The following is an 18,554-nucleotide window of genomic DNA, read 5'->3' as shown; positions in this document are numbered from 1 at the left end:
CCACCCGCCGGTCACCCACCAGACTGGACAGCTCAACCCGCTGCTGCTGCGTCAACGCCACGAGCCCAAGTCAACCAGGATGAAGTAACACCAAGCCACGTAAAAGATCTCAATTACGCGACACTAGTACGTCCCGTCCAACTGCCCGCGCAGCTTGGTAAGGGTCCGGGCCAGCAACCGGGACACGTGCGTCTGGGACACGCCGATCTGCTCGGCGATCTGCGACTGGGCCAGGTTGCCGTAGAAGCGCAGCGTGAGGATCCGCTGCTCGCGTTCGTCGAGCGTGGCCAGCGCCGGGCCCAGGACGACCCGCAGCTCGGCCAGCTCGAACTCGCCATCCTCATCGCCGAGCAGGTCACCCAGCTCGGTGGCCCGGTCGCCGTCGCCGGTGGGGGTGGAGAGGGACACCGCGTTGTACGCGCGGGCGCCCTCCAGACCCTCCAGGACCTCCTCCTCGGTGATCTTGAGGTAGGCGGCGATGTCGGCGACCGTCGGCGAACGGCCCAGGGCCTGCAACAGCGAACTGTTGGCGTCGAAGATGGCCAGCCGCAGCTCCTGAAGGCGGCGGGGCACCCGGACGTCCCAGGTGCGGTCGCGGAAGTGCCGCTTGAGCTCACCGATGATGGTCGGGATGGCGTAGCCGGCGAAACCCACGCCGCGCGAAGGGTCGAACTTGTCGATCGCCTTGACCAGGCCGACCGCGGCGGTCTGTGCCAAGTCGTCGGTGGGCTCGCCCCGGCCGCCGTACCACCTGGCGAGGTAGTTGGCGAGCGGCAGCCACGCCTCGATGGCTCGGTCGCGCAGCGCGGGGCGCGACAGGTGGTCGGCGGGCAGCGTGGCCATCGCATGGAGCAGGTCGGCGGCCCTGTCGGTGGGCGGGCGCGGGTCGAGCTTCTGTGCGGCGGACGGTCTGGTCCGCTGCTCGCTGATCGTGTGCGCGGTCATTGGTGATCCTCCCTGCACCCTCATCGCGGAAAAGAGACGTGGAGCTTCGTAGCACGCCTGACGAGCGCGATGTCGGCAGGTGTCGGCGGACGGAACTTGCCGCCATCCGCGACGAACTCGTCGCCATGCCTTTTCAAATGGCCCGCAAACAGCGGGCACAGCGGAACGATGGTGACACTCGTGCGAATGCTGTCCGCGAGCACCTCGCGGACCAGCAGCCCGGCCAGGCCCCGTCCACCGAACTTTCGGTCTACTTCGGTGTGGAAAACGATTCGCTCACCATCCACCTCGGGGGAGTCGACGAAGTCCACCCGGCCGACGGGTAATCCCTCAGCGAGGTTAACCGTGTAGGTGCCGATCGGGCGAGTTTTATTGAGACTTACCGATGCAGATGCACCGGTGTTGTCATGGATTTCTTGAATCATTTGGTGTCCTTTCGAGATACTGGTCCTGCGTCTGCGCTGGCTGCAACCCGGCCACGATCCGCCGCCACGTGCCGTCACGCTGCCACCGGCGGAACAGCCCGTACACCGGCTGCCAGGGTCCGTAGCATTCCGGCACGTCCCGCCAGGAGAGTGCCGCCTCGTTGCCGCAACGCTGGTCACGAGGTCTGCGGTGTTCAGGTCTTCTTGGTCGAAGAACCATCTACCGGAGACCTCGCCGTCTATCGATCACCGACACGCCACGGTGATCAAATCCGGGTCGGCACAGCCCACTGGTGAAACACGGCCTAGGAGAAAAGGTCGCCTGCGGACTGCCCTGCTTCACGCTTGCGGCGGAAGTAGTCGTTGATGATGGTCCGGTACCGGTCAGCGTCCGAGCCGGCCCAGTTGCGCATGAGCTCACAGCCGAACGCCAGCGAGGTGATCGGCTGCGCCCCAGCCTGAAGCATACGGTCGATGGCTGTCTGGTGGGTGACCGCTGAAACGCCTCCAACGGCATCGATCACGGGGTAGATCTCGTAGCCCTCCAAGAGCATGTCCAGGGCTGGGAACGCGAGACAAACCTCTGTCCACAGGCCGGCCATCACGATCTTCTTGCGTCCCGTGGCCTCGATCGCGGTCCGAAAGTCCGCATCCTCCCAGGAATTGACACCCGTCCGGTCGATTTCGGTGATGCCGGGTAGTTCACGAGTGATCTCATCGATGGTCGGCTTGTTCACGCCCATTCCCACCGCCACGGTGCTCACGACCGTCGGAATCTCATAAGCTCGCGCCAGCTGCGCCAGCGTCACCACACCGAGGTCGATCTCCTCCCGGCTGGCGGAACCGACTGTGGCGTACTGACCCTCCTGATAGTCGATGAACGCAATGGCGCAGTTCTGCGGTGTCAAGAGGGGGTCGGAATCGGGGTCGCGGATCGGTTCAGGACCGATCTTCTTGCTGGTCGGCACGGTATTCACACGTGATCTCCTCTGATGCTTCTGCTCGCCTAAGAGCGGATGCTGGTGGCGCGCGAGGTGGTCTTGCGCGTCAGGTCCACGAAGTCGGGTTCGAATTCCGGATCGACATTGACCGCCTCCCACAGTCGCTGCCGGCCCGCAATGGAGATCGGTAGCAACCTGGCCGGGTCATCGACGGCAGACAGCAGCGTGTCGTCGTCCTCGGCAGAGCGACGTAGCGGCCGAGGGTTGCTGACGTCCAGAGCACGCTCCACGACGGCCTTCATAGGCCCTACCGCCATAAACTCCAACGAGGTCGCGTAGTCTCGCCCGAGAATGTCCGCGAGGTCCAGCGCCTCGCGTAGCCCCACCTCCGCGGCCATGATGGCTACGTTGGTGATCAGCTTGTAGTCCACGCCCGCACCGAACTCACCCACGTGCCGGGATCTGCCGAGATCATCGAGCACCGACTTCACCCGCTCGAAATCGTCGGCCGATCCGCCGACCAGGAACGTGATCGCCCGCTCGCGCGCGTATTTCACACCGCCAACGATGGGCGAGTCGAGCACGACCACTCCGCTGGGTGCCGCCGCGTGGACCTGTTCAATGACTGGTCGGGTGGTGGTCGAGCAGATCAGCACTGATGCACCAGGCTCAGCGCCGGCGAGTATTCCATCGTTGCCCAGGTAGGCGGTCGGGATGTCATTCGACATCACGAGGCCGAAGATCACGTCAGCGCCCCGCGCCGCTTCTGCGGCCGACGCGACTGCGGTCGTCCCCATGCGCCTAGCTGCTTCGAGCCGGGAGTCCGCGATATCAGATACTCGCACTTGATGTCCGGCGGCGAGGAGATGAGGCGCCATCTGTTCGCCCATGTCGCCGAATCCCACGATTGCGATCGTTGCCATGCATCTAGCTCCTATTCAATACATCTGTTCACACGGGCAGGATGTGGCAGGCCATGGAATTACGCCGGTGATCCTTTCGGGTGGCGTTGGGCGAAGTCCCAGATGATGGCGCTGGCGTCCGGGCCGGCGCGATCGATGAAGAGTCCGTCGCCGGCAGGGCCCGGCCAGGCGTGCCCCATAACGTGGACGAGGTACGACAGCGGCGGCGTGGAGCCGGGGTCGTCTGAGTCCACCTGGGCGCTCACCTGGTGGTAGTCGCCACGCTGGCGGGCGGCACTGGCGGCGACGATCGCCGCCGCGGTGCGAGTCACTGCGGTGGCGACCGCCTGGGATCCCCAATGGCCGCGTCCGATCTCGCTGGCCCGGGTCACCGTCGTCGACGTCCAGGGCAGCGGGGGTCGCAGCGAGGGTATGGCGCCGCTGGCGAAGAGCAGCCCGATGATCGCCGCAGTGCGGGGATCCGGGGCTTCGCCGTCCTCCAGGATCCGGCGGATCCGCGCTCGCAGCTGCGCCTCCTCAGGACGTACAGGATGTAGCAGGCCGCGGTCCACGAGCCGGTCGAGCACCACCCGCCACAGATCGGCGCCGAGCGTGACGAGCAGCGGCTGCACCCGCTGGGTCTTCTCGGCGATGGTGTCGTAGGCCGACTGCAGCAGCGGGTCGGGCAGCGGACCCGCGCCCGACGGGGTGACCCGCGGGCCGTTCAGCACCCCGGAGTCGTGGGTCTGGATCCGACCGAGCAGCGCAAGCTCGGTGAGCACCGCGCCGCCAAGCGCGTAGTGCAGGGTGCCCGCTGCCTGGATGGAAACGCCGTCGTCGTCCATCAGGAGCAGCATGAGGTCGTCGACGATGAGAAGATCGTCCCGTACCGACATCGGTTTCTCGCCCATTGTCGTTCCTTGTTCGTAGTTCTTTTCCGCGCGGTGTCCTTTCCGTCAGCTCAGCCGAGGAAGGTGCGCAGGGCGGCGTTGACCTCGTCGGCGTGGGTCCAGAGCAGCCCGTGTGGGGCGCCTTCGATCTCGACGTACTCGGCCTCGGGCAGGCCCTGGCGAAAGCGCCGGGCGGTAGCGTCGATCGGGAGGATGTTGTCCGCGGTGCCGTGCAGGATCAGGGCCGGCTTGCCGCTGGCACGGACCGCCTCGACGTCGGCGCGGAAGTCCTCGATCCAAGAAGACACGACGGCGTAGGCCGCCACCGGCGCGCTGGAGACGGCGACGTTCCAGCTGCCGGTGACAGCCTCCTGGCTGATCCGGCTGCCAAGGTTCTCGTCGAGGTTGTAGAAGTCCGAGAAGAACTGCGTGTACCAGGCGTAGCGGTCACCCTTCGCCGCGGCCTCGATCCCGTCGAACACCTTCTGCGGCAGGCCCCCGGGGTTGTCGTCATGCTCGACCAGGAACGGTTCGAGTGAGGCGAGGAACGCCAGCTTCGCCACCCGCTGGTGGCCGTACCGCGAGACGTAGCGGGCCAGCTCACCAGTGCCCATCGAGAACCCGACCAGGACGACGTCGCGCAGGTCGAGCGTCTCCAGCACGGTGTTCAGATCGGCCGCGAACGTGTCGTAGTCGTAGCCGGAACCTACCTTCGACGAGCGCCCGAAGCCACGACGGTCGTAGGTGATCACCCGGTACCCGGCAGCAAGCAGCTCACGCGTCTGAAGCTCCCAGCTGTGGCCGTTCAGCGGATACCCATGGATGAGGACAACCGGCTGACCTGTGCCCTGATCCTCGTAGTACAGCTCGATCGGGGTACTGTTCTCGTTCCCGACGGCGATGAATCCCATGATCGTTTACCTTCTGTTGTCGTGAACTTCTAAGTTGTGTCCGCGCTGGACGTCGTTGTCGTGTCGCGGCGCTTATCGACGGGCTCCCAGCGGAACATCCGCGCGGCCAGCACAATCGCCACCGTCACCCAGACCAAGGCCGGAGCCAGCAGGAGCATGGAGTCGGCCAGTGGAACCCCGCCGTTTCAGGCGTTGACGATCAGCTCGGTAGCCGAGCCTCCGGGCAGAAGGACGCACCGCGCGCCGGTCCGTGGGGCTCTTGCCGAACACGCGCACCGTGCCCGCCGACGCCGTCCGGTGGCCCTCGATGACCTCCAGGGTCGAGGTCTTGCCCGCACCATCGGTGCCAAAGAGTGCGTAGAGCTCCCCGCGCGCGACCTGGAACGAGAGATCCTTGACGGCGTGGAACTCGCCGTAGGTGACGTTCAGTTGGTCGACTTCGATGACAGGTCTGACGGGCATCACGGATCCTTTCGTCTCGACACAAGGCTTCCGCCACTGGCGGCACCTTGGCATCGGTATAAGCCCCTTAGCTCTCACCGTCAGCGCACTCAGCCGCAAGCGAGCTGGTCGCTGTCTGTGCGAGGCAGCCAGGTTGGGCGGCTGGTGCGCGGTTGACCAGCGACGAAGGCCGCCTGCTCGAGGACTGTCTCGACCTGGAGCATCCGAGTCATCAATCCGTCCGCGTTGAGAACGCGGCCTTGCAGAGGCGGCCGGCATCGCGAACAATTGCGATTCGCATCGGTGACGACTACCTACTCCGACACTGTCGGACTCTTCCCAGCCTCGGGTGCGAGCGAAACTGGCCGACCTCCTGGGCCGGCCTGCAGAGCGCGTGGCCATCGAACATCTCTCGCTCCAGGCACAGGCCGGACGCAGCGGGGCAATTGTGGTGCGCGGGGAAGCGGCATCGGAGAGACCGCGATCCTGGAGCACGCCCGCGACACTGCGGCGGCCGCATCGGGGTTCCGGGTGCAGTACTCGGTCGGAGTGGAGTCTGAGACGCGGTTCGTGTTCGCCGGACTGCCGGAGCCACGGCTGGATGGACTCGGCGAGACCGACGCCCGGGCGCTGCTGGCAGCCGCGGTCCGCGCACCGCTGAACGACCGGGTGCGCGACTGGATCGTCGCCGAGGCGCGTGGCAACCCCTGGCGCTGCTGGAGCTGCCGTCTACCGGGCCGCCACGCCAGCCGACCAGCGCCGCGCACACGGCGCGCTGGCCGCCGCCACCGACCAGCGGCTCAACCCCGACCGGCGAGCCTGGCACCGCGCGCAGGCGGTCCTGGACACCGACGAGGGCGCCACCGCAGACCTTGAGCGTTCAGCCAAGCGGGCCCGCGCCCGATGGCGGGCTGGCCGCCGCAGCCGCGTTCCTGCAACGGGCGGCCGCGCTGACGGCAGGTTCCGATGCTGCCGAATGGCCACCCTGGCCCGCGCTCACCTCGCCTAAGGCGAGTGGCTGCGCCGCGAGGGCCGACGCCGGGCGGCCCGCGAACAAATTCGCATCGCCCACGCTTGGAGTGCACGTACACGAGGGTGTATTTGCCGGTGGTGGCCACGTGCACCGTCCCCGGCGCGGGCATGGGCGGCGGCGACCGCGCCAGCCGACATCGGCACACCGAACACATCCGTCATCGCCCGCGCAGTACGCGCCTGCGCTCCAACGCCTGCTGCAGCTACACCCCAGCCGCGGTGGCTCTCGACCCGTACTGCACCGGGGCATCCACCCCGTCTGGAGCCCGGCCAGCGGTGACCCGCCCGCAACGGCACCGCCGCGACAGGATCCGATGCTCAGGTGGGCAGCCCGGCCATGAGGGGCGCACGTTGCGGCAGGTCGCTGATCCATATGAGCGGATCGCGCATGAGCCGGCCGGTTGTGGTGGGTGTGGTGAGGGCTTGGCTGGTGCGCCGGTGACAGGCGTGGCCGTGCGGCAGGTGTTCGACCTGCCGGAGATCGCGGTGCGGGTGATCCGCCGCCGACCTGACCGCGTCCGCAACGACTTCGGCGCAGGTTTGGCCAGCCCGTCCGACGACGGTGGCCGCGACGAGTTCGACGAATCCTGCCCGAGCCGGGCCCGCAGATCCGCGTTCTCCCGCGGCAACTCTTCCTGTCCCGCTCCACCTCAACGATCCGGGCCTCCAACCGGGCAAGCCGCTCAAGCAGCTCCACGATGGACGGCGGTCCGGACACCCCACCAGATCCAGAACAGGCAGCACGCGGGTCGAGCCAACCCACCGACGACCACCTGATCAGTCACCGTACCGCGACCAGAACCGCCAGCTGTAAGGAGGTTCCCCCGCTTATGAACTCTTTCCTCCTGGTTAATCTGCGGTGCCGTCAGCGGTCGACGCTGGCCATGCCGGCGTGCCCGCCCATGACGAGTGCCTTGGGCACGTCGTTTTCGAACGTACCCAGGTGAGCACCGCCATCTTCGCGAATGATGCCCTTCGCCGCGGACTGGAGCGCCTCTCTGAACGCTCGCGCGTTCCGGAACCGATCCTTCCGGGCTTTGGCGAGAGCCTTCACGAGTATGGAATCAAGCGCGGGAGTAAGGTCTGGACTGCGCGTGCTGACCCGAGCGGGTTCCTCGTAGACGTGTTGGTAGGCGACAGAGAGCGGGTCAGGACCGATAAAGGGTGGCCGCCCGGTAAGTAGTTCGTAGAGCAGGCAGCCTGCGGAGTAAAGGTCGCTGCGGGCGTCCGCGGTTTCACCGCGCACCTGCTCGGGAGAGAGATAATGGGGAGTTCCAAGAACCTCGTGGGCTTGGGTTATCGTCGCAGCTGAATCATCACTGGCGCGGGCGATTCCAAAGTCCACGACTTTGACGGCACCCTCGGTTGTGATCATCACATTGGCCGGTTTGATGTCGCGATGGACAATACCCACGCGATGACTGAACTCTAGCGCCGAGAGGATCCCGACCTGGTACTGAATCGACTCCTTGAGTCTGATCTCGCCAACCTTGAGGAGGTCCCGCAGGGACAGCCCAGCGACATACTCCATGACGATATATGGAACGCGCACCTTATCCGCCGAGCCTTCTTCCACCTCTTTATATCCAGTGTCATAGACGGAGACGATTGCAGGATGGCTGAGGCGAGCCAACATCCGCGCCTCGCGTCGAAACCTGGACTGGAACAGGGGATCCTGTGCAAGGTCTCTGCGGAGCATCTTGATCGCGACGGAGCGACCTGAGCGGATGTCACGACCTAGGCGAATATTGGCCATACCGCCCGAGCCAATGAGATCGCCTACCTCATAATTTCCATAAAGGACTCGATTCGCGCTCATCAGGATTTCCTAACTACTCTCGCTCGCTCTTTGTGGAGTTCCGCGGCGGCGAAGTCCAGACCCCACTTCGCAACACCGGACAACTGGGGCACATGAGTGCCGGCTCCACCGGCGAGGTCGACCCGGAACGAAAGGCTCTTCGCGGCACGAACATCGCCGTAGCTGAGGTTCCGCCGGGCAATGTCGATGACAGCGCTGACGGACATGGCGGTTCCTTTCGCGTCAACGGTTCGAAGGGGGCGGCGACCGCGCGGTTCAAGGCCGTTCCCGGGCGGATGGGATCCGGCGCTGGTCCGGTCGTTGCCGGTCATGGCGTTGTCTTCAGGCTGGCATCGGTGGCGGCACCTTCGCGTCGGTGGAAGCCCCTGATTGCTTCGCCGGTCGCCACCGTGCCGAGAGGTGGATGGTCGGTGCCAGGGCGTGCCAGACCAGCGACGGGGTCGGTGTGCGGGCAGGCCCAGCATCGGCGGCCGGTCGTCGCCCCGTCCACAGTTGAGAACTTGGGTTTGGCGGGTGAGGTTCGCGTCGGTGACACTTACCTACTTATTGCAGTGCCGACGGACTCGGGTGGGAATGAAACCGGCGAACCTTGTGGGCCGGCGCGCGGAGCGCGAAACGGTCAAGCAACTGCTCGCCGGGCGCAGGCGGCAGGGCTTTCGCAAGGTAGAGATTTGATCGTTTTAGGCGAGTCCGAGGAGTTGTAGGGGTCCCTACGGGTTACGGCTGTTTCGGCGTACGGCTTGCGCAATGGATGTGACGCCGGCCAGGCGGAGCAGGTTGATCGCGGTGTTGCGCAGGATGGCCAGGGCGCGGGGTGTGTTGCCGGTACGTAGCCGGCTGGCGTCCTCGCGGTAGGTGGTGTCGCGGATGTGGTGCAGCACCTCGATGGCTCAGTGTCCGCGTAGCCGGTCGGCCAGGTCGGCGGGGCTGGCCTGGGTGGCTGTGAGGTTGGTGATGGCGTAGATAGTGACGGTGGACCAGCGTCCGTTGGCCGGGTTGAGCCGGCGGCGGCGGATCCGTGTAGTCATCGACCAGCCAGCGGCGTGGTCACCCTGGGTGTGCAACGCGTCCGCGCTGATGACCGTACCGGTCAGGTCCAGGCCTGCCAGCAGCGGAACGAATCGGGTGATCTCGTTCGTTCGTTGGCGTCGATGTCGGCCAGCGCCCGGGCGAACGTGCTGTCATCGGGTACCCGCCGCGCGTCGGTGAACGGATCCCGCGCCGCGCCGAGGCGGGTCCCACGCCGCGTCCGGCAGATCAGTGGCCCACTCGGCGATCTCGGTGACCCGGCTCTGCCCGGCGGCCACCGCCGCAACGGCGATCGCGAGCAGGCCCGGCAGTGGATGGATCAGACCTCGCGGATCACGCGGGTCCGGCACCTGCGCCAACGCCAACAACAACCCCGATGTGTCCTGCTGCACCTGCTGCGACACGCCGGGCAGACGTGCGGACAGCCCGCCGATGAACGAGGATGCTTCCACAAGCGCGGTCCTTCGCCTTGATCATTCAGTCTAGACACCTGAGTGATCACCAGAAGGCCGCGCTCTTCTACGTAACCAACCGGAACCGGCGTGGCTACCCGATGACCGGCCATCCGGTCATATCCCTACCTTGCGAAAGCCCTGGCCTCCCCAGGGGCTTTTGACCGTGTGTGTGCACGTCTGGTCAGGGAAGCGGCAGATCCTTGAGCTGTCGGCGGGAGGTGATGCCGAGTTTGCGGAAGATGTTGCGCAGGTGCGCTTCGATGGTGCGTGGGCTCAGGAACAGCTGTGCGGCGATCTCTCGGGAGGTCGCTCCGGTGGCGACCAATCGGGCGATGTGCAACTCGTGGGTGGTGAGGGCGTGGGCCGGCTGGGTGCTGCGTTTGCGTGGGTGTTCACCGGTGGCGCGCAGCTCGCGGGCGGCGCGCTCGGCGAACGCTTCCAGGCCCAGCTCCGACAGCAGTTGGTGGGCGGTGCGGAGTCTTTTGCGCGCGTCTTGGCGGCGGCCTTCGCGGCGCAGCCATTCACCGTAGACGAGGTGAGCACGGGCCGCGTCGCTGGCCATCCGGGATTCTCCGAGCCGTTCGATCGCTTCGCGGTACTGCTCCTCGGTACCCGGCCCCGTGCTTGTCAGCGCTCGTGACCGCGCGGCCAGGCCCAGCGCCCACGAGGTGCCGCACGCATACGCGTGTGAGCTGAACTGCTCCAGTGCGAGCGCCGCTCGTGCCGGCTCGCCGGCACGGACGGAAGCCTCGATGAGCTCGGGTAGGCCCGTGCTGCTGATCGACTGTTCGTCGGACCTGCACGCCCTCGCCGCGGCTTCCTGCGCGGCCGAATAGTTACCCAACCCGTTGTGGAGCACTGCCATCGCGTACTGGGCCAGGGAGACCTCCGCGCCCTCGTCGGGGTAGGTGTCATCGCTGGCTATGATGGCGTTGAGCGCGGTGGTCTCGGCCTGGTCGCCACGCCAGGCGTTGAGAATGACGCGAGCATGGCGCAACGGCACGCCCCCGGTCGCCTGTGTGATCACCGTGGCCTCGGTGGCCAGCTCGTCGGCGTGGGCGAGATCGCCCATCAGGACCGACGTGATGGACAGGAAGTTCAGTGCGGCGGGGAGCGTCGCCAGCGCGCCGGCCTCACGAGCGAGCTGGACGTTGCGGGCGGCCAGTACGTAGAGCAGCTCGTCGTCGAGGACCGCCACGGCGTTGCGGCCGGCCAGCCACAGCCAACGGTCGCTCTGGCTGGACTGCACAGATTCCGCCTGCGGGCCGTCGCGAAACGCTGCCAGCGCGAGCCGTAGCCCGGGCGCTCCCGCCGAATAGCCCCTCGTCAAGGTCGTCGTGAGCCCGTCGAGGAGCAGGTCCACCGGTCGCGTCGGCACCCCGGGTGCGGGGGCGGCCAGGGCCGCTTCGGCGATGCGCACCGCGTCGCCCCCGCCGTTGATGATCGCCGCGTCCAGCGCATGTAGGTAGGTCTCGCGGGACAGCGCGGCGTCCAACGGGGCGAACGCCTTGGCGGCATCCATCAGCATGCCCGGCACCTCGGTGCCTCGGGTCAGGTGGAACACGATCTGGGCTCGCAGCAGGTCGAGATGCGCGCGTTGCAGAGCATCCAGCGGCCCGAGCGGCGCCGCCGTGAGCAGTTCCAGCGCGCTTTCGGAGGCGCCGGCTTCGTGCTTGGCGCGGGCGGCTTCCAGCGCCCGCCGGGCACGGGTGGCGTGATCGGGGGTGAGGGTTGCCGCGCGCTGCAGGAACGCGGCCGCGGCGGCCAGCCCGCCACGGGCCCGCGCCCGGTCGGCCGAGCGTTCCAGCTCCGCGGCGGCTTCCTCGTCGGTGCCCAGGACTGACTGTGCGCGGTGCCAGGCGCGCCGGTCCGGATCGAGCTGAGGGTCGGTGGCGGCGGCCAGCGCGCCGTGGGCGCGGCGTTGGTCCGGCGGGGTGGCGGCCCGGTAGACGGCCGAGCGCGCCAGCGGGTGGCGGAATCGCACCCGGGTGTCGATCTCGAGCAGTCCGGCGGCTTCTGCGGGTGCGGCCCCCGTGCGGGCGATCCCCAGCTGCGCGGTCGCGCGCGACAGCAGCGCCACGTCGCCGGTCGGGTCGGCGGCGGCGACCAGCAGCAGCAGCTGGGTGTCGGGTGGCAGGCTGCCGCTGCGGCGCCGGAACTCGTCCTCGACGCGGTGCGGGACGGTGAGGGTGTCGGGCAGCTCGAACCCGCCGGCCAGCTGTGTCGGCGGCGTGCCGCGGGGGAGTTCCAGCAGCGCCAGCGGGTTGCCACGCGCTTCGGCGATGATCCGCTCACGGACCTCGTCGTCCAGCGGGGTGCGGACCGCGGCCGCCAGCAGCGCTTCGGCATCTTTGTCGCCGAGGCCGTCCAGGCGCAGCTCTGGCAGTCCGGAGAGCAGGTGAACCTCGTTCGTGCTGGCGTCGCGTTGTGCGAAGACCAGGGCCATCCGCTCGGCCGCGACCCGGCGTGCCACGAACGCCAGGACCTGTGCGGAGGCCTCGTCCAGCCACTGCGCGTCGTCGACGAGGCACAGCAGCGGCTGTTCCTCGGCGATCTCGGCGAGCAGGTTGAGGGTGGCCAGCCCGACCAGGAACCGGTCCGGTGCCGCCCCGCCGCGCATGCCGAACGCCACGCCGAGGGCGGCCTGCTGCGGCTCGGGCAGCACACCGACCCGGTCCAGCAGCGGCGCGCACAGCTGGTGCAGACCGGCGAACGCGAACTGGGTCTCGGACTCTGCTCCGACCGCGGACTCGACCCGGTACCCGGATCGAGTTGCGGTGTCGCGGGCGTGCTCCAGGATCGCGGTCTTCCCGATGCCCGCTTCCCCGCGCACCACAAGTGTCCCGCTGTGTCCGGCATGTGCCTGGATCAGCAGTTGCTTGACCGTGTCGCGCTCTGCGCGCCGGCCCAGAAGGTTCGCCAGTTCGCTCTCACCTGAGTCCGTCGGCACCGTAAAGGAACGTAAAACTTAGGTAAGTGTCACCGATGCGAACCGCGGCCCCCAGACCGGGGTCTCCACCGCCGTCGGGTGGCCGGCGCGCCCGCCGACGCCGTTGCTGGTCCTGGCACGCCCGGGCAGCGGCCGTCCACCTCGCGGCACGGTGACGACCGGAGAGGACATCAGGGGCTTCTACGGACGCGAAGGCGCCACCACCACTGCCAGCCTGACAACAAGGCAAAGACCGGACCAGTTGCGACTGGGCCCGCGAGGAGACCGTGCCGGGTGCCGCCGAGGTCCAGATGCAGCATGGTGGCACCACCGGTGTGGCCTTCGCCTGGGAGACGCGACTCCTCGCCGGACACGCTGGAAGCGGTCTCTGACCTGACCGCCGCGCCGGTCGGCCCGTCATGCCGGTGAGATCTGATGGAGGACACATGGCAGTGGATGTGAGCGATGTTCCCGAAGCCAAACGGTACGAGGCTCGGGTCGAGGGAGAGTCCAAGGTCGCGGGCGTCGCGCAATACATCCGCACCACGGAACTCATCGCGTTCGTACACACCGAGGTCTCGCCGGAGTACGAGGGCAGGGGAGTTGGGTCGGCCCTAGCCCGCGCCGGCCTCGACGAGGCCCGCGCCGCGAGCCTGCTGGTCCTGCCTACCTGCCCATTCTTCGCGCGGTGGATCGCCCGGCACCCCGAGTACCAGGACCTGGTGTACCAGTCCCGCAGCAGAGTCAGCGACTGAACAGCCGGGCACGGCAGCGAAGGAGGTCGGTATGAGTAGCGGAACCGTAAAGAAGGCGTACGAGGGCCAGTCGATCACCGTGACTTTTGAGGCCAGGCGTTGCCTGCACGCCGCCGAGTGCGTCCGCGGCTTGCCGGAGGTGTTCGACACGGGTCAGCGTCCGTGGATCCGGCCCGACGGTGCCGAGGCCGAGCGCCTGGCCGAAGTGGTGAGGCGCTGTCCCTCCGGAGCGTTGCAGTACAAACTCGTAGACGGCGGGGCGGAGGCCCCGGACCGGCCCACGCAGATCACGCGCGACTCCACCGGACAATTGATCGTGCGCGGTGAGTTGAGAGTGGACACACCGCAAGGCGTGCGCGCTGAGACCAGGGTCATCCTGTGTGGTTGCGGGCAAAGCCGCCTGCAGCCGTACTGCGATCACGGAGGGCCTTGCGGTCAGATACCGCAGGGCTGACCCGACACCCCGGCCTGTCAGTTCCCGGATGAGCCAAGGGCCAAGCAGGTGGTCCGCATTGTGCAATTCTCCGAGTAGGGCAGCCACGACGCGCTGCGCCTCGAGCTGAGACCGAAGATTCGCGTCACATTGATCGAGCCGGGCAGCGCCGCCACGGAACTGCCCCAGCACATCACCCATGCCGAGACGCGTGCGGTGGCGGTGACCGCTTGGAAGCAGGTGGAGGTCACCGCCACCGATGTCGCAGAGGTCGTCGTCTTCGCCGTGACGAGACACGCCTCCTGAGACGCAGCGGCGGGCACAGAAGAGACGAAGGCATTGAAGGAGCTGCACAGGATGGATGCATCGCAGATCGAGTTCGGTATCGACAGTTTCGGAGACCGCCCCCGTGATGACCGAGGGGAGATCGTCTCGCACGCGGAGGCGATCCGCGCGGCAGTGGCCGAGGCTGTGATGGCCGACCAGATCGGCATCGACGTGGTCGCATTGGGTGAGCACCACAGGCCGGAGTTTGCAATCTCCAGTCCGGAGACGGTGCTCGCCGGCATCGCGACCGCCACGAAGCGCATCCGGCTCGCGTCGGGGGTGACGGTGCTGTCCTCGGATGATCCGGTGCGGGTGTTCCAGCGCTTCGCCACGGTCGATGCGCTCTCCAGCGGTCGCGCCGAGGTGATCCTCGGGCGAGGATCGTTCACCGAGTCTTTCCCGTTGTTCGGGTACGACCTGAAGGACTACGAGGTGCTGTTCGAGGAGAAGATCGACCTGTTCCACCGACTTCTGGACGAGAAGCCGGTGACCTGGGAGGGCACCACTCGCGCCTCCCTGCAGGACGCGGACGTCTACCCGAAGACGGACTCGGGACGGCTGAACACCTGGGTGGGAGTGGGCGGGTCGCCGCAGTCGGTGCTCCGCACCGTGCGCTACGGGTTCCGGCTCATGCTCGCCATCATCGGTGGCGCACCCGATCGCTTCGCTCCGTACGTGGAGCTGTACCGACGTGCGCACCAGCAGCTCGGCACGACCGCTCAGCCAGTCGGGATGCACTCGCCCGGCTTCGTCGCCGCGACCGACGAGGAGGCCAGGGAGCTGTTCTACCCCGGCTACAGGGAGATCCGCGATCGGATCGGCGCGTTGCGCGGTTGGCCGCCGATCGAGCGGCGGGAGTTCGCTGCCGACGTGGAGCACGGCTCGCTGTACGTCGGCTCGGTCGAGACCGTCGCGGCGAAGATCGCCCGCGCGATCCGGGTGCTGGACGTGGGCCGTTTCGACATGATCTACTCTGCCGCCGGGACGGTCTCCGCCTCCGCGCGGATGCGGTCGGTCGAGCTGTACGGTACGCAGGTCATCCCGCGGGTGCGTGAGCTTCTGGCCGAGCAGGCTGCGGTCACGGCGCGGGTAGCACGATGACCTCTCATGTCACCACCATCGGCATCTTGGGTGCCGGGAAGGTCGGCACCGTCCTGGCACGCCTGGCCGTCGCCGCAGGCTACCGCGTCCTGATCTCCGGCTCCGGAGATCCTGCGAGGATCGCGCTGACCACCGAGGTTCTGACCCCCGGCGCGACTGCCGTGTGGCCGACCGAGGCCGCGGCGGCCGCGGACGTGGTGATCCTCGCGCTCCCGCTCAGCAAGCACCGCAACCTCCCAGCGAACGAGCTGAGGGGGAAGCTTGTCGTGGATGCGATGAACCACTGGTGGGAGATCGACGGCCCCCGCGACACGATCGCCCCGCCCGGTGTGTCTTCCAGCGATGCCGTGCAGCGGTTCCTGACGGGCGCGCGTGTCGTGAAGGCCCTGAACCACATGGGCTATCACGACCTCGAGGACGAGGCTCGTCCCGCAGGGCGGCGCGGGCGCAAGGCGATCGCGATCGCCGGCGACTCTCCCGAGGACGTCGTTGCGGTGTCACAGCTGATCAACGCGTTCGGATTCGACGCCGTTGCGATCGGCTCCCTCGCGGCCGGCGCTCGCCTCGAGCCCGGAACTGCTGCATTCGGAGCGAACGTCGAGGCCGCCGAGCTGCGAACCCTCACCGCAGTCTCGGCCTCAGCCGCATTTGAGGACCGTTAGGGGTTCGAGTCCCTTCGGGAGCGCAGGTTGTTGAAAGGGCCTGAGCTGCTGAAACGCGGCTCAGGCCCTTCCTTGTTGTCCGACCTGTGTGGGCGGTGGTCACTCAGAACTGATTCACGCCGCCGTCGACGTAGAGGTTCGCGCCCACGATGAAGCTGCTGTCCTGGGAGGCCAGGAAGGCGACGGCATGGGCGACCTCCTCGGGATCACCCGTCCGGCCGATCGGCACCATGGCGGCCAGGCTGGCTTTGACGACCTCGTGATCCTGTCCGGCCGCCACGTTCATCTCCTCGACGCCGCTGGTGTCGATCGGCCCTGGCGAGATCGCGTTGACCCGGATGCCGCGGCCTTTGAGCTCGTTCGCCCAGGTGCGGGCGAAGGAGCGGACGGCGGCCTTGGACGCGGCGTAGGCGCCGAAGGCCGGCATGCCTCGGTCGCCGGCGGTGGAGGCGCGGTGGCCCGTGTGATCGCTGTCGTCTCGGTGGCGAGCTCGCCGGCTCGGGCTAGCTCGCCCATCAGGACCGACGTGATGGACAAGAAGCGCAGCGCGTCGGGGAGCGTCGCCAGTGCACCGGCCTCGCGGGCCAGCTGGACGTTGCGGCCGGCCGGTGCGTAAAGCAGCTCGTCGTCGAGGATCGCCACCGCGTTGCGGCAGGCCAGCCGCAGCCAGCGCTTGCTCTGTCGGTCCCGGTCAGGGTTTGTGTGAGAGCCGGTCCGGGAACTGGCTGTGAGGCGTGCGGCGTGGCGGGTTGATCATGGGTTGGGCCTTGAGGTGCGAGCGCAGGTAACCACACCTGCCACGCTCGACCTCAAGGCCCACTATGACGTTGTACCTGGTTGCCAGCGCCGTCGCATCTCTGGACGCACCCGAGGCGCTGCCGGCGGTGTCCGCGCATCTGCCCCACGACTCGGCCCTGAGCAGGTCGGATCGCACTTTCGGCAGCCACAGGGTACGTCCGGGCGGTGTGAGATCCACCGCCCGTGGGAAGGCCGGGTGAGCTTGAGACGTTCTCCCGCACATGCTGGAGACGGATGTGGTGGTTCTCGGCGCCGGACAGGCGGGGCTGTCCAGCGGGTACCACCTGCGCTCTTCCGGTCTTGACTTCGCCGTCCTGGACGCCAACCCGGCACCCGGCGGGGCCTGGCAGCACCGGTGGCCGACGCTGCGCATGGCGACCGTGCATGGGATCTTCGACCTGCCCGGCATGCGCTTCACGCCTCCGTCGCCGGACGAACCAGCCGCCGACGCCGTGCCGGCCTACTTCGCCGCCTTTGAGAGGGAACTTGGCATCGACGTGCAGCGGCCAGTCGCCGTCACGGCCGTTCGGAACGCCCGCGACGGACGACTCCTCGTCGAGGCCGGCAACAGCACCTGGATCACCCGGGCGCTGATCAACGCCACTGGAACGTGGACTAGGCCGTTCGTGCCGTACTACCCGGGACAGGAAACGTTCCACGGGCGGCAGCTGCACACCGCCCACTACCGGGGGCCGGCGGAATTCGCCGGGAAGCGGGCGGTGGTCGTCGGGGGCGGAACGTCGGCCGTGCAGCTGCTGGTCGAGATCGCCGAGGTCGCGGCGACGACGACCTGGGTCACCCGCCGGCCACCGGTGTTCCGGGACGGGCCGTTCACCTCGGACTACGGACGTGAGGTGGTCGCCAAGGTGGAGGCACGGGTACGGGCCGGCCTGCCCCCGGGAAGCATCGCCAGCGTGACCGAGCTGTCGTGGACACCGCAGCTGCTCGAAGCCCGGGAACGCGGTCTGCTCCTACGCCGGCCGATGTTCGACCGGATCGTCCCCGACGGCGTCCAGTGGGGCGACGGCGCGGCCCAGGACGTGGACGTCATCCTCTGGTGCACCGGCTTCCGGCCGGCGCTCGACCACCTGGCCCCGCTACGGCTGCGCGGGCCCCGCGGCGGCATCGTCGTGGACGGCACCCGGGTGGTCGCCGACCCCCGGATCCACCTGGCCGGCTATGGACCGTCCGCGAGCACGGTCGGGGCGAACCGCGCCGGGCGGGCAGCGGTCCGCGAGCTGCGCGCGCTTCTGGCGGCACCCGCCCCGGTCTGAAGCGTCGGTGGATCCGTCAAGGACAGGTGCGGCTGGCGACGGCTGGCGGAGAGCAGCACGACTCCTTTACTCGGCCGGTTTATGCTTCAGGGGACCTGGGCAAACGTGCGTGAGCATGTCGCTGGGCCACTCGACTACTGGGGGTCAAGGGGTCGCAGGTTCAAATCCTGTCGTCCCGACCGGTTGACCTGGGGAGATGGAGATCTTCCCAGGTAACGGCGGTAACATCCGGTAACGGATGATCTTTGATGGCAGTAACCGTGCCGCGGATTGGCCGTCGATCTCCTCGCGTTCACCCGCTCCCGCCTGCGGCTTGGCGCTGATCGCGGATTCACCGGCATATTGATTCCTTGATTTCGGGTCAATGTCGATCGGATGGGCCGTGGAGAACCGCGCGCGGTGGCGCCCTGCTCGAAGCGTCGAGCATCCGCAAGCTCATCGTCTGGTGATCAGCCCGCTGGCCGCGAAGACCCACATCTATCGGG

General features: G+C 67.7%; 21 protein-coding genes and 1 pseudogene. 6 read left to right on the top strand and 16 right to left on the bottom strand.

Going from position 1 to position 18,554, the window contains the following annotated elements; genetic code table 11:
* Positions 1–123: 123 nt before the first annotated feature.
* From ACFOX0_RS31910 to ACFOX0_RS31840, 15 genes and pseudogenes are all read right to left on the bottom strand, one after another.
* Positions 124–945, bottom strand: coding sequence for a SigB/SigF/SigG family RNA polymerase sigma factor (locus ACFOX0_RS31910; RefSeq protein WP_377552988.1), 822 nt, complete (start codon positions 943–945; stop codon positions 124–126).
* 20 nt (positions 946–965) lie between these two features.
* A complete protein-coding gene (locus ACFOX0_RS31905) occupies positions 966–1,370 on the bottom strand; it encodes a GNAT family N-acetyltransferase (RefSeq protein ID WP_377552986.1) in 405 nt (134 codons plus the stop codon).
* 34 nt (positions 1,371–1,404) lie between these two features.
* Positions 1,405–1,515, bottom strand: a pseudogene (locus tag ACFOX0_RS31900) (transposase); the annotation flags it as partial.
* Between the two features lie 160 nt (positions 1,516–1,675).
* Positions 1,676–2,347 carry a hydrolase gene (locus tag ACFOX0_RS31895; protein WP_377552984.1) on the bottom strand — a complete coding sequence of 224 codons (672 nt, stop codon included), beginning with the start codon at positions 2,345–2,347 and terminating at the stop codon, positions 1,676–1,678.
* A 29-nt stretch (positions 2,348–2,376) separates the two neighbouring features.
* The gene (locus ACFOX0_RS31890; protein WP_377552982.1) at positions 2,377–3,234 is read right to left on the bottom strand and encodes an NAD(P)-dependent oxidoreductase; all 858 of its coding nucleotides are present in this window, start codon (positions 3,232–3,234) and stop codon (positions 2,377–2,379) included.
* A gap of 59 nt (positions 3,235–3,293) precedes the next feature.
* Entirely contained in the window at positions 3,294–4,124 is an 831-nt protein-coding gene (locus ACFOX0_RS31885) for a GOLPH3/VPS74 family protein (RefSeq protein ID WP_377552980.1), read from the bottom strand.
* A gap of 50 nt (positions 4,125–4,174) precedes the next feature.
* Positions 4,175–5,014, bottom strand: a complete 840-nt coding sequence (locus ACFOX0_RS31880) for an alpha/beta fold hydrolase (protein WP_377552978.1) — start codon at positions 5,012–5,014, stop codon at positions 4,175–4,177.
* A gap of 72 nt (positions 5,015–5,086) precedes the next feature.
* Positions 5,087–5,476 carry an ATP-binding cassette domain-containing protein gene (locus tag ACFOX0_RS31875; RefSeq protein ID WP_377552976.1) on the bottom strand — a complete coding sequence of 130 codons (390 nt, stop codon included), beginning with the start codon at positions 5,474–5,476 and terminating at the stop codon, positions 5,087–5,089.
* 1,214 nt (positions 5,477–6,690) lie between these two features.
* Positions 6,691–7,116, bottom strand: a complete 426-nt coding sequence (locus tag ACFOX0_RS31870) for a DUF6444 domain-containing protein (protein ID WP_377552974.1) — start codon at positions 7,114–7,116, stop codon at positions 6,691–6,693.
* Between the two features lie 236 nt (positions 7,117–7,352).
* Complete coding sequence (locus ACFOX0_RS31865; protein ID WP_377552972.1) at positions 7,353–8,306, bottom strand: protein kinase domain-containing protein; 954 nt, start codon at positions 8,304–8,306, stop codon at positions 7,353–7,355.
* Entirely contained in the window at positions 8,306–8,512 is a 207-nt protein-coding gene (locus ACFOX0_RS31860) for a hypothetical protein (RefSeq protein ID WP_377552970.1), read from the bottom strand. The genes ACFOX0_RS31865 and ACFOX0_RS31860 overlap by 1 nt, the downstream gene beginning before the upstream one ends.
* Positions 8,513–9,016: 504 nt before the next feature.
* Positions 9,017–9,187: a hypothetical protein gene (locus ACFOX0_RS31855; protein WP_377552968.1), complete on the bottom strand. Its 171-nt coding sequence runs from the start codon at positions 9,185–9,187 to the stop codon at positions 9,017–9,019.
* A gap of 9 nt (positions 9,188–9,196) precedes the next feature.
* Positions 9,197–9,334, bottom strand: coding sequence for a hypothetical protein (locus ACFOX0_RS31850; RefSeq protein WP_377552966.1), 138 nt, complete (start codon positions 9,332–9,334; stop codon positions 9,197–9,199).
* A gap of 153 nt (positions 9,335–9,487) precedes the next feature.
* Complete coding sequence (locus tag ACFOX0_RS31845) at positions 9,488–9,787, bottom strand: transposase family protein (protein WP_377552964.1); 300 nt, start codon at positions 9,785–9,787, stop codon at positions 9,488–9,490.
* A 184-nt stretch (positions 9,788–9,971) separates the two neighbouring features.
* Entirely contained in the window at positions 9,972–12,740 is a 2,769-nt protein-coding gene (locus ACFOX0_RS31840; RefSeq protein WP_377552962.1) for an ATP-binding protein, read from the bottom strand.
* A gap of 425 nt (positions 12,741–13,165) precedes the next feature.
* Between ACFOX0_RS31840 and ACFOX0_RS31835 the strand changes: the two genes are divergently transcribed.
* From ACFOX0_RS31835 to ACFOX0_RS31815, 5 genes are all read left to right on the top strand, one after another.
* Positions 13,166–13,474: a GNAT family N-acetyltransferase gene (locus tag ACFOX0_RS31835; protein ID WP_377552960.1), complete on the top strand. Its 309-nt coding sequence runs from the start codon at positions 13,166–13,168 to the stop codon at positions 13,472–13,474.
* A 31-nt stretch (positions 13,475–13,505) separates the two neighbouring features.
* Entirely contained in the window at positions 13,506–13,928 is a 423-nt protein-coding gene (locus ACFOX0_RS31830; RefSeq protein WP_377552958.1) for a (4Fe-4S)-binding protein, read from the top strand.
* A 129-nt stretch (positions 13,929–14,057) separates the two neighbouring features.
* A complete protein-coding gene (locus ACFOX0_RS31825; protein WP_377552956.1) occupies positions 14,058–14,213 on the top strand; it encodes a hypothetical protein in 156 nt (51 codons plus the stop codon).
* Between the two features lie 51 nt (positions 14,214–14,264).
* On the top strand, positions 14,265–15,335 hold the full coding sequence (locus tag ACFOX0_RS31820; protein ID WP_377552954.1) for an LLM class flavin-dependent oxidoreductase: 1,071 nt from the start codon (positions 14,265–14,267) through the stop codon (positions 15,333–15,335).
* Positions 15,332–15,997, top strand: a complete 666-nt coding sequence (locus ACFOX0_RS31815) for an NADPH-dependent F420 reductase (protein ID WP_377552952.1) — start codon at positions 15,332–15,334, stop codon at positions 15,995–15,997. The genes ACFOX0_RS31820 and ACFOX0_RS31815 overlap by 4 nt, the downstream gene beginning before the upstream one ends.
* A 103-nt stretch (positions 15,998–16,100) precedes the next feature.
* Here ACFOX0_RS31815 and ACFOX0_RS31810 read toward each other — a convergent pair whose 3' ends face one another.
* Positions 16,101–16,424 (bottom strand): SDR family oxidoreductase, encoded by a 324-nt coding sequence (locus ACFOX0_RS31810; protein ID WP_377552950.1) that lies wholly within the window; start codon positions 16,422–16,424, stop codon positions 16,101–16,103.
* 592 nt (positions 16,425–17,016) lie between these two features.
* On the opposite strand from ACFOX0_RS31810, the gene ACFOX0_RS31805 reads away from it, so the two are divergent.
* Complete coding sequence (locus ACFOX0_RS31805) at positions 17,017–18,069, top strand: NAD(P)-binding domain-containing protein (RefSeq protein ID WP_377552948.1); 1,053 nt, start codon at positions 17,017–17,019, stop codon at positions 18,067–18,069.
* The last annotated feature ends 485 nt before the right edge of the window (positions 18,070–18,554 follow it).

This window comes from Micromonospora zhanjiangensis, from assembly GCF_042650605.1.
In the GTDB taxonomy this organism is placed as follows: Bacteria; Actinomycetota; Actinomycetes; order Mycobacteriales; family Micromonosporaceae; genus Micromonospora_J; species Micromonospora_J zhanjiangensis.
Note: the sequence above shows the minus strand (reverse complement) of the source record. Positions and strands in the feature narration are given on the sequence as shown.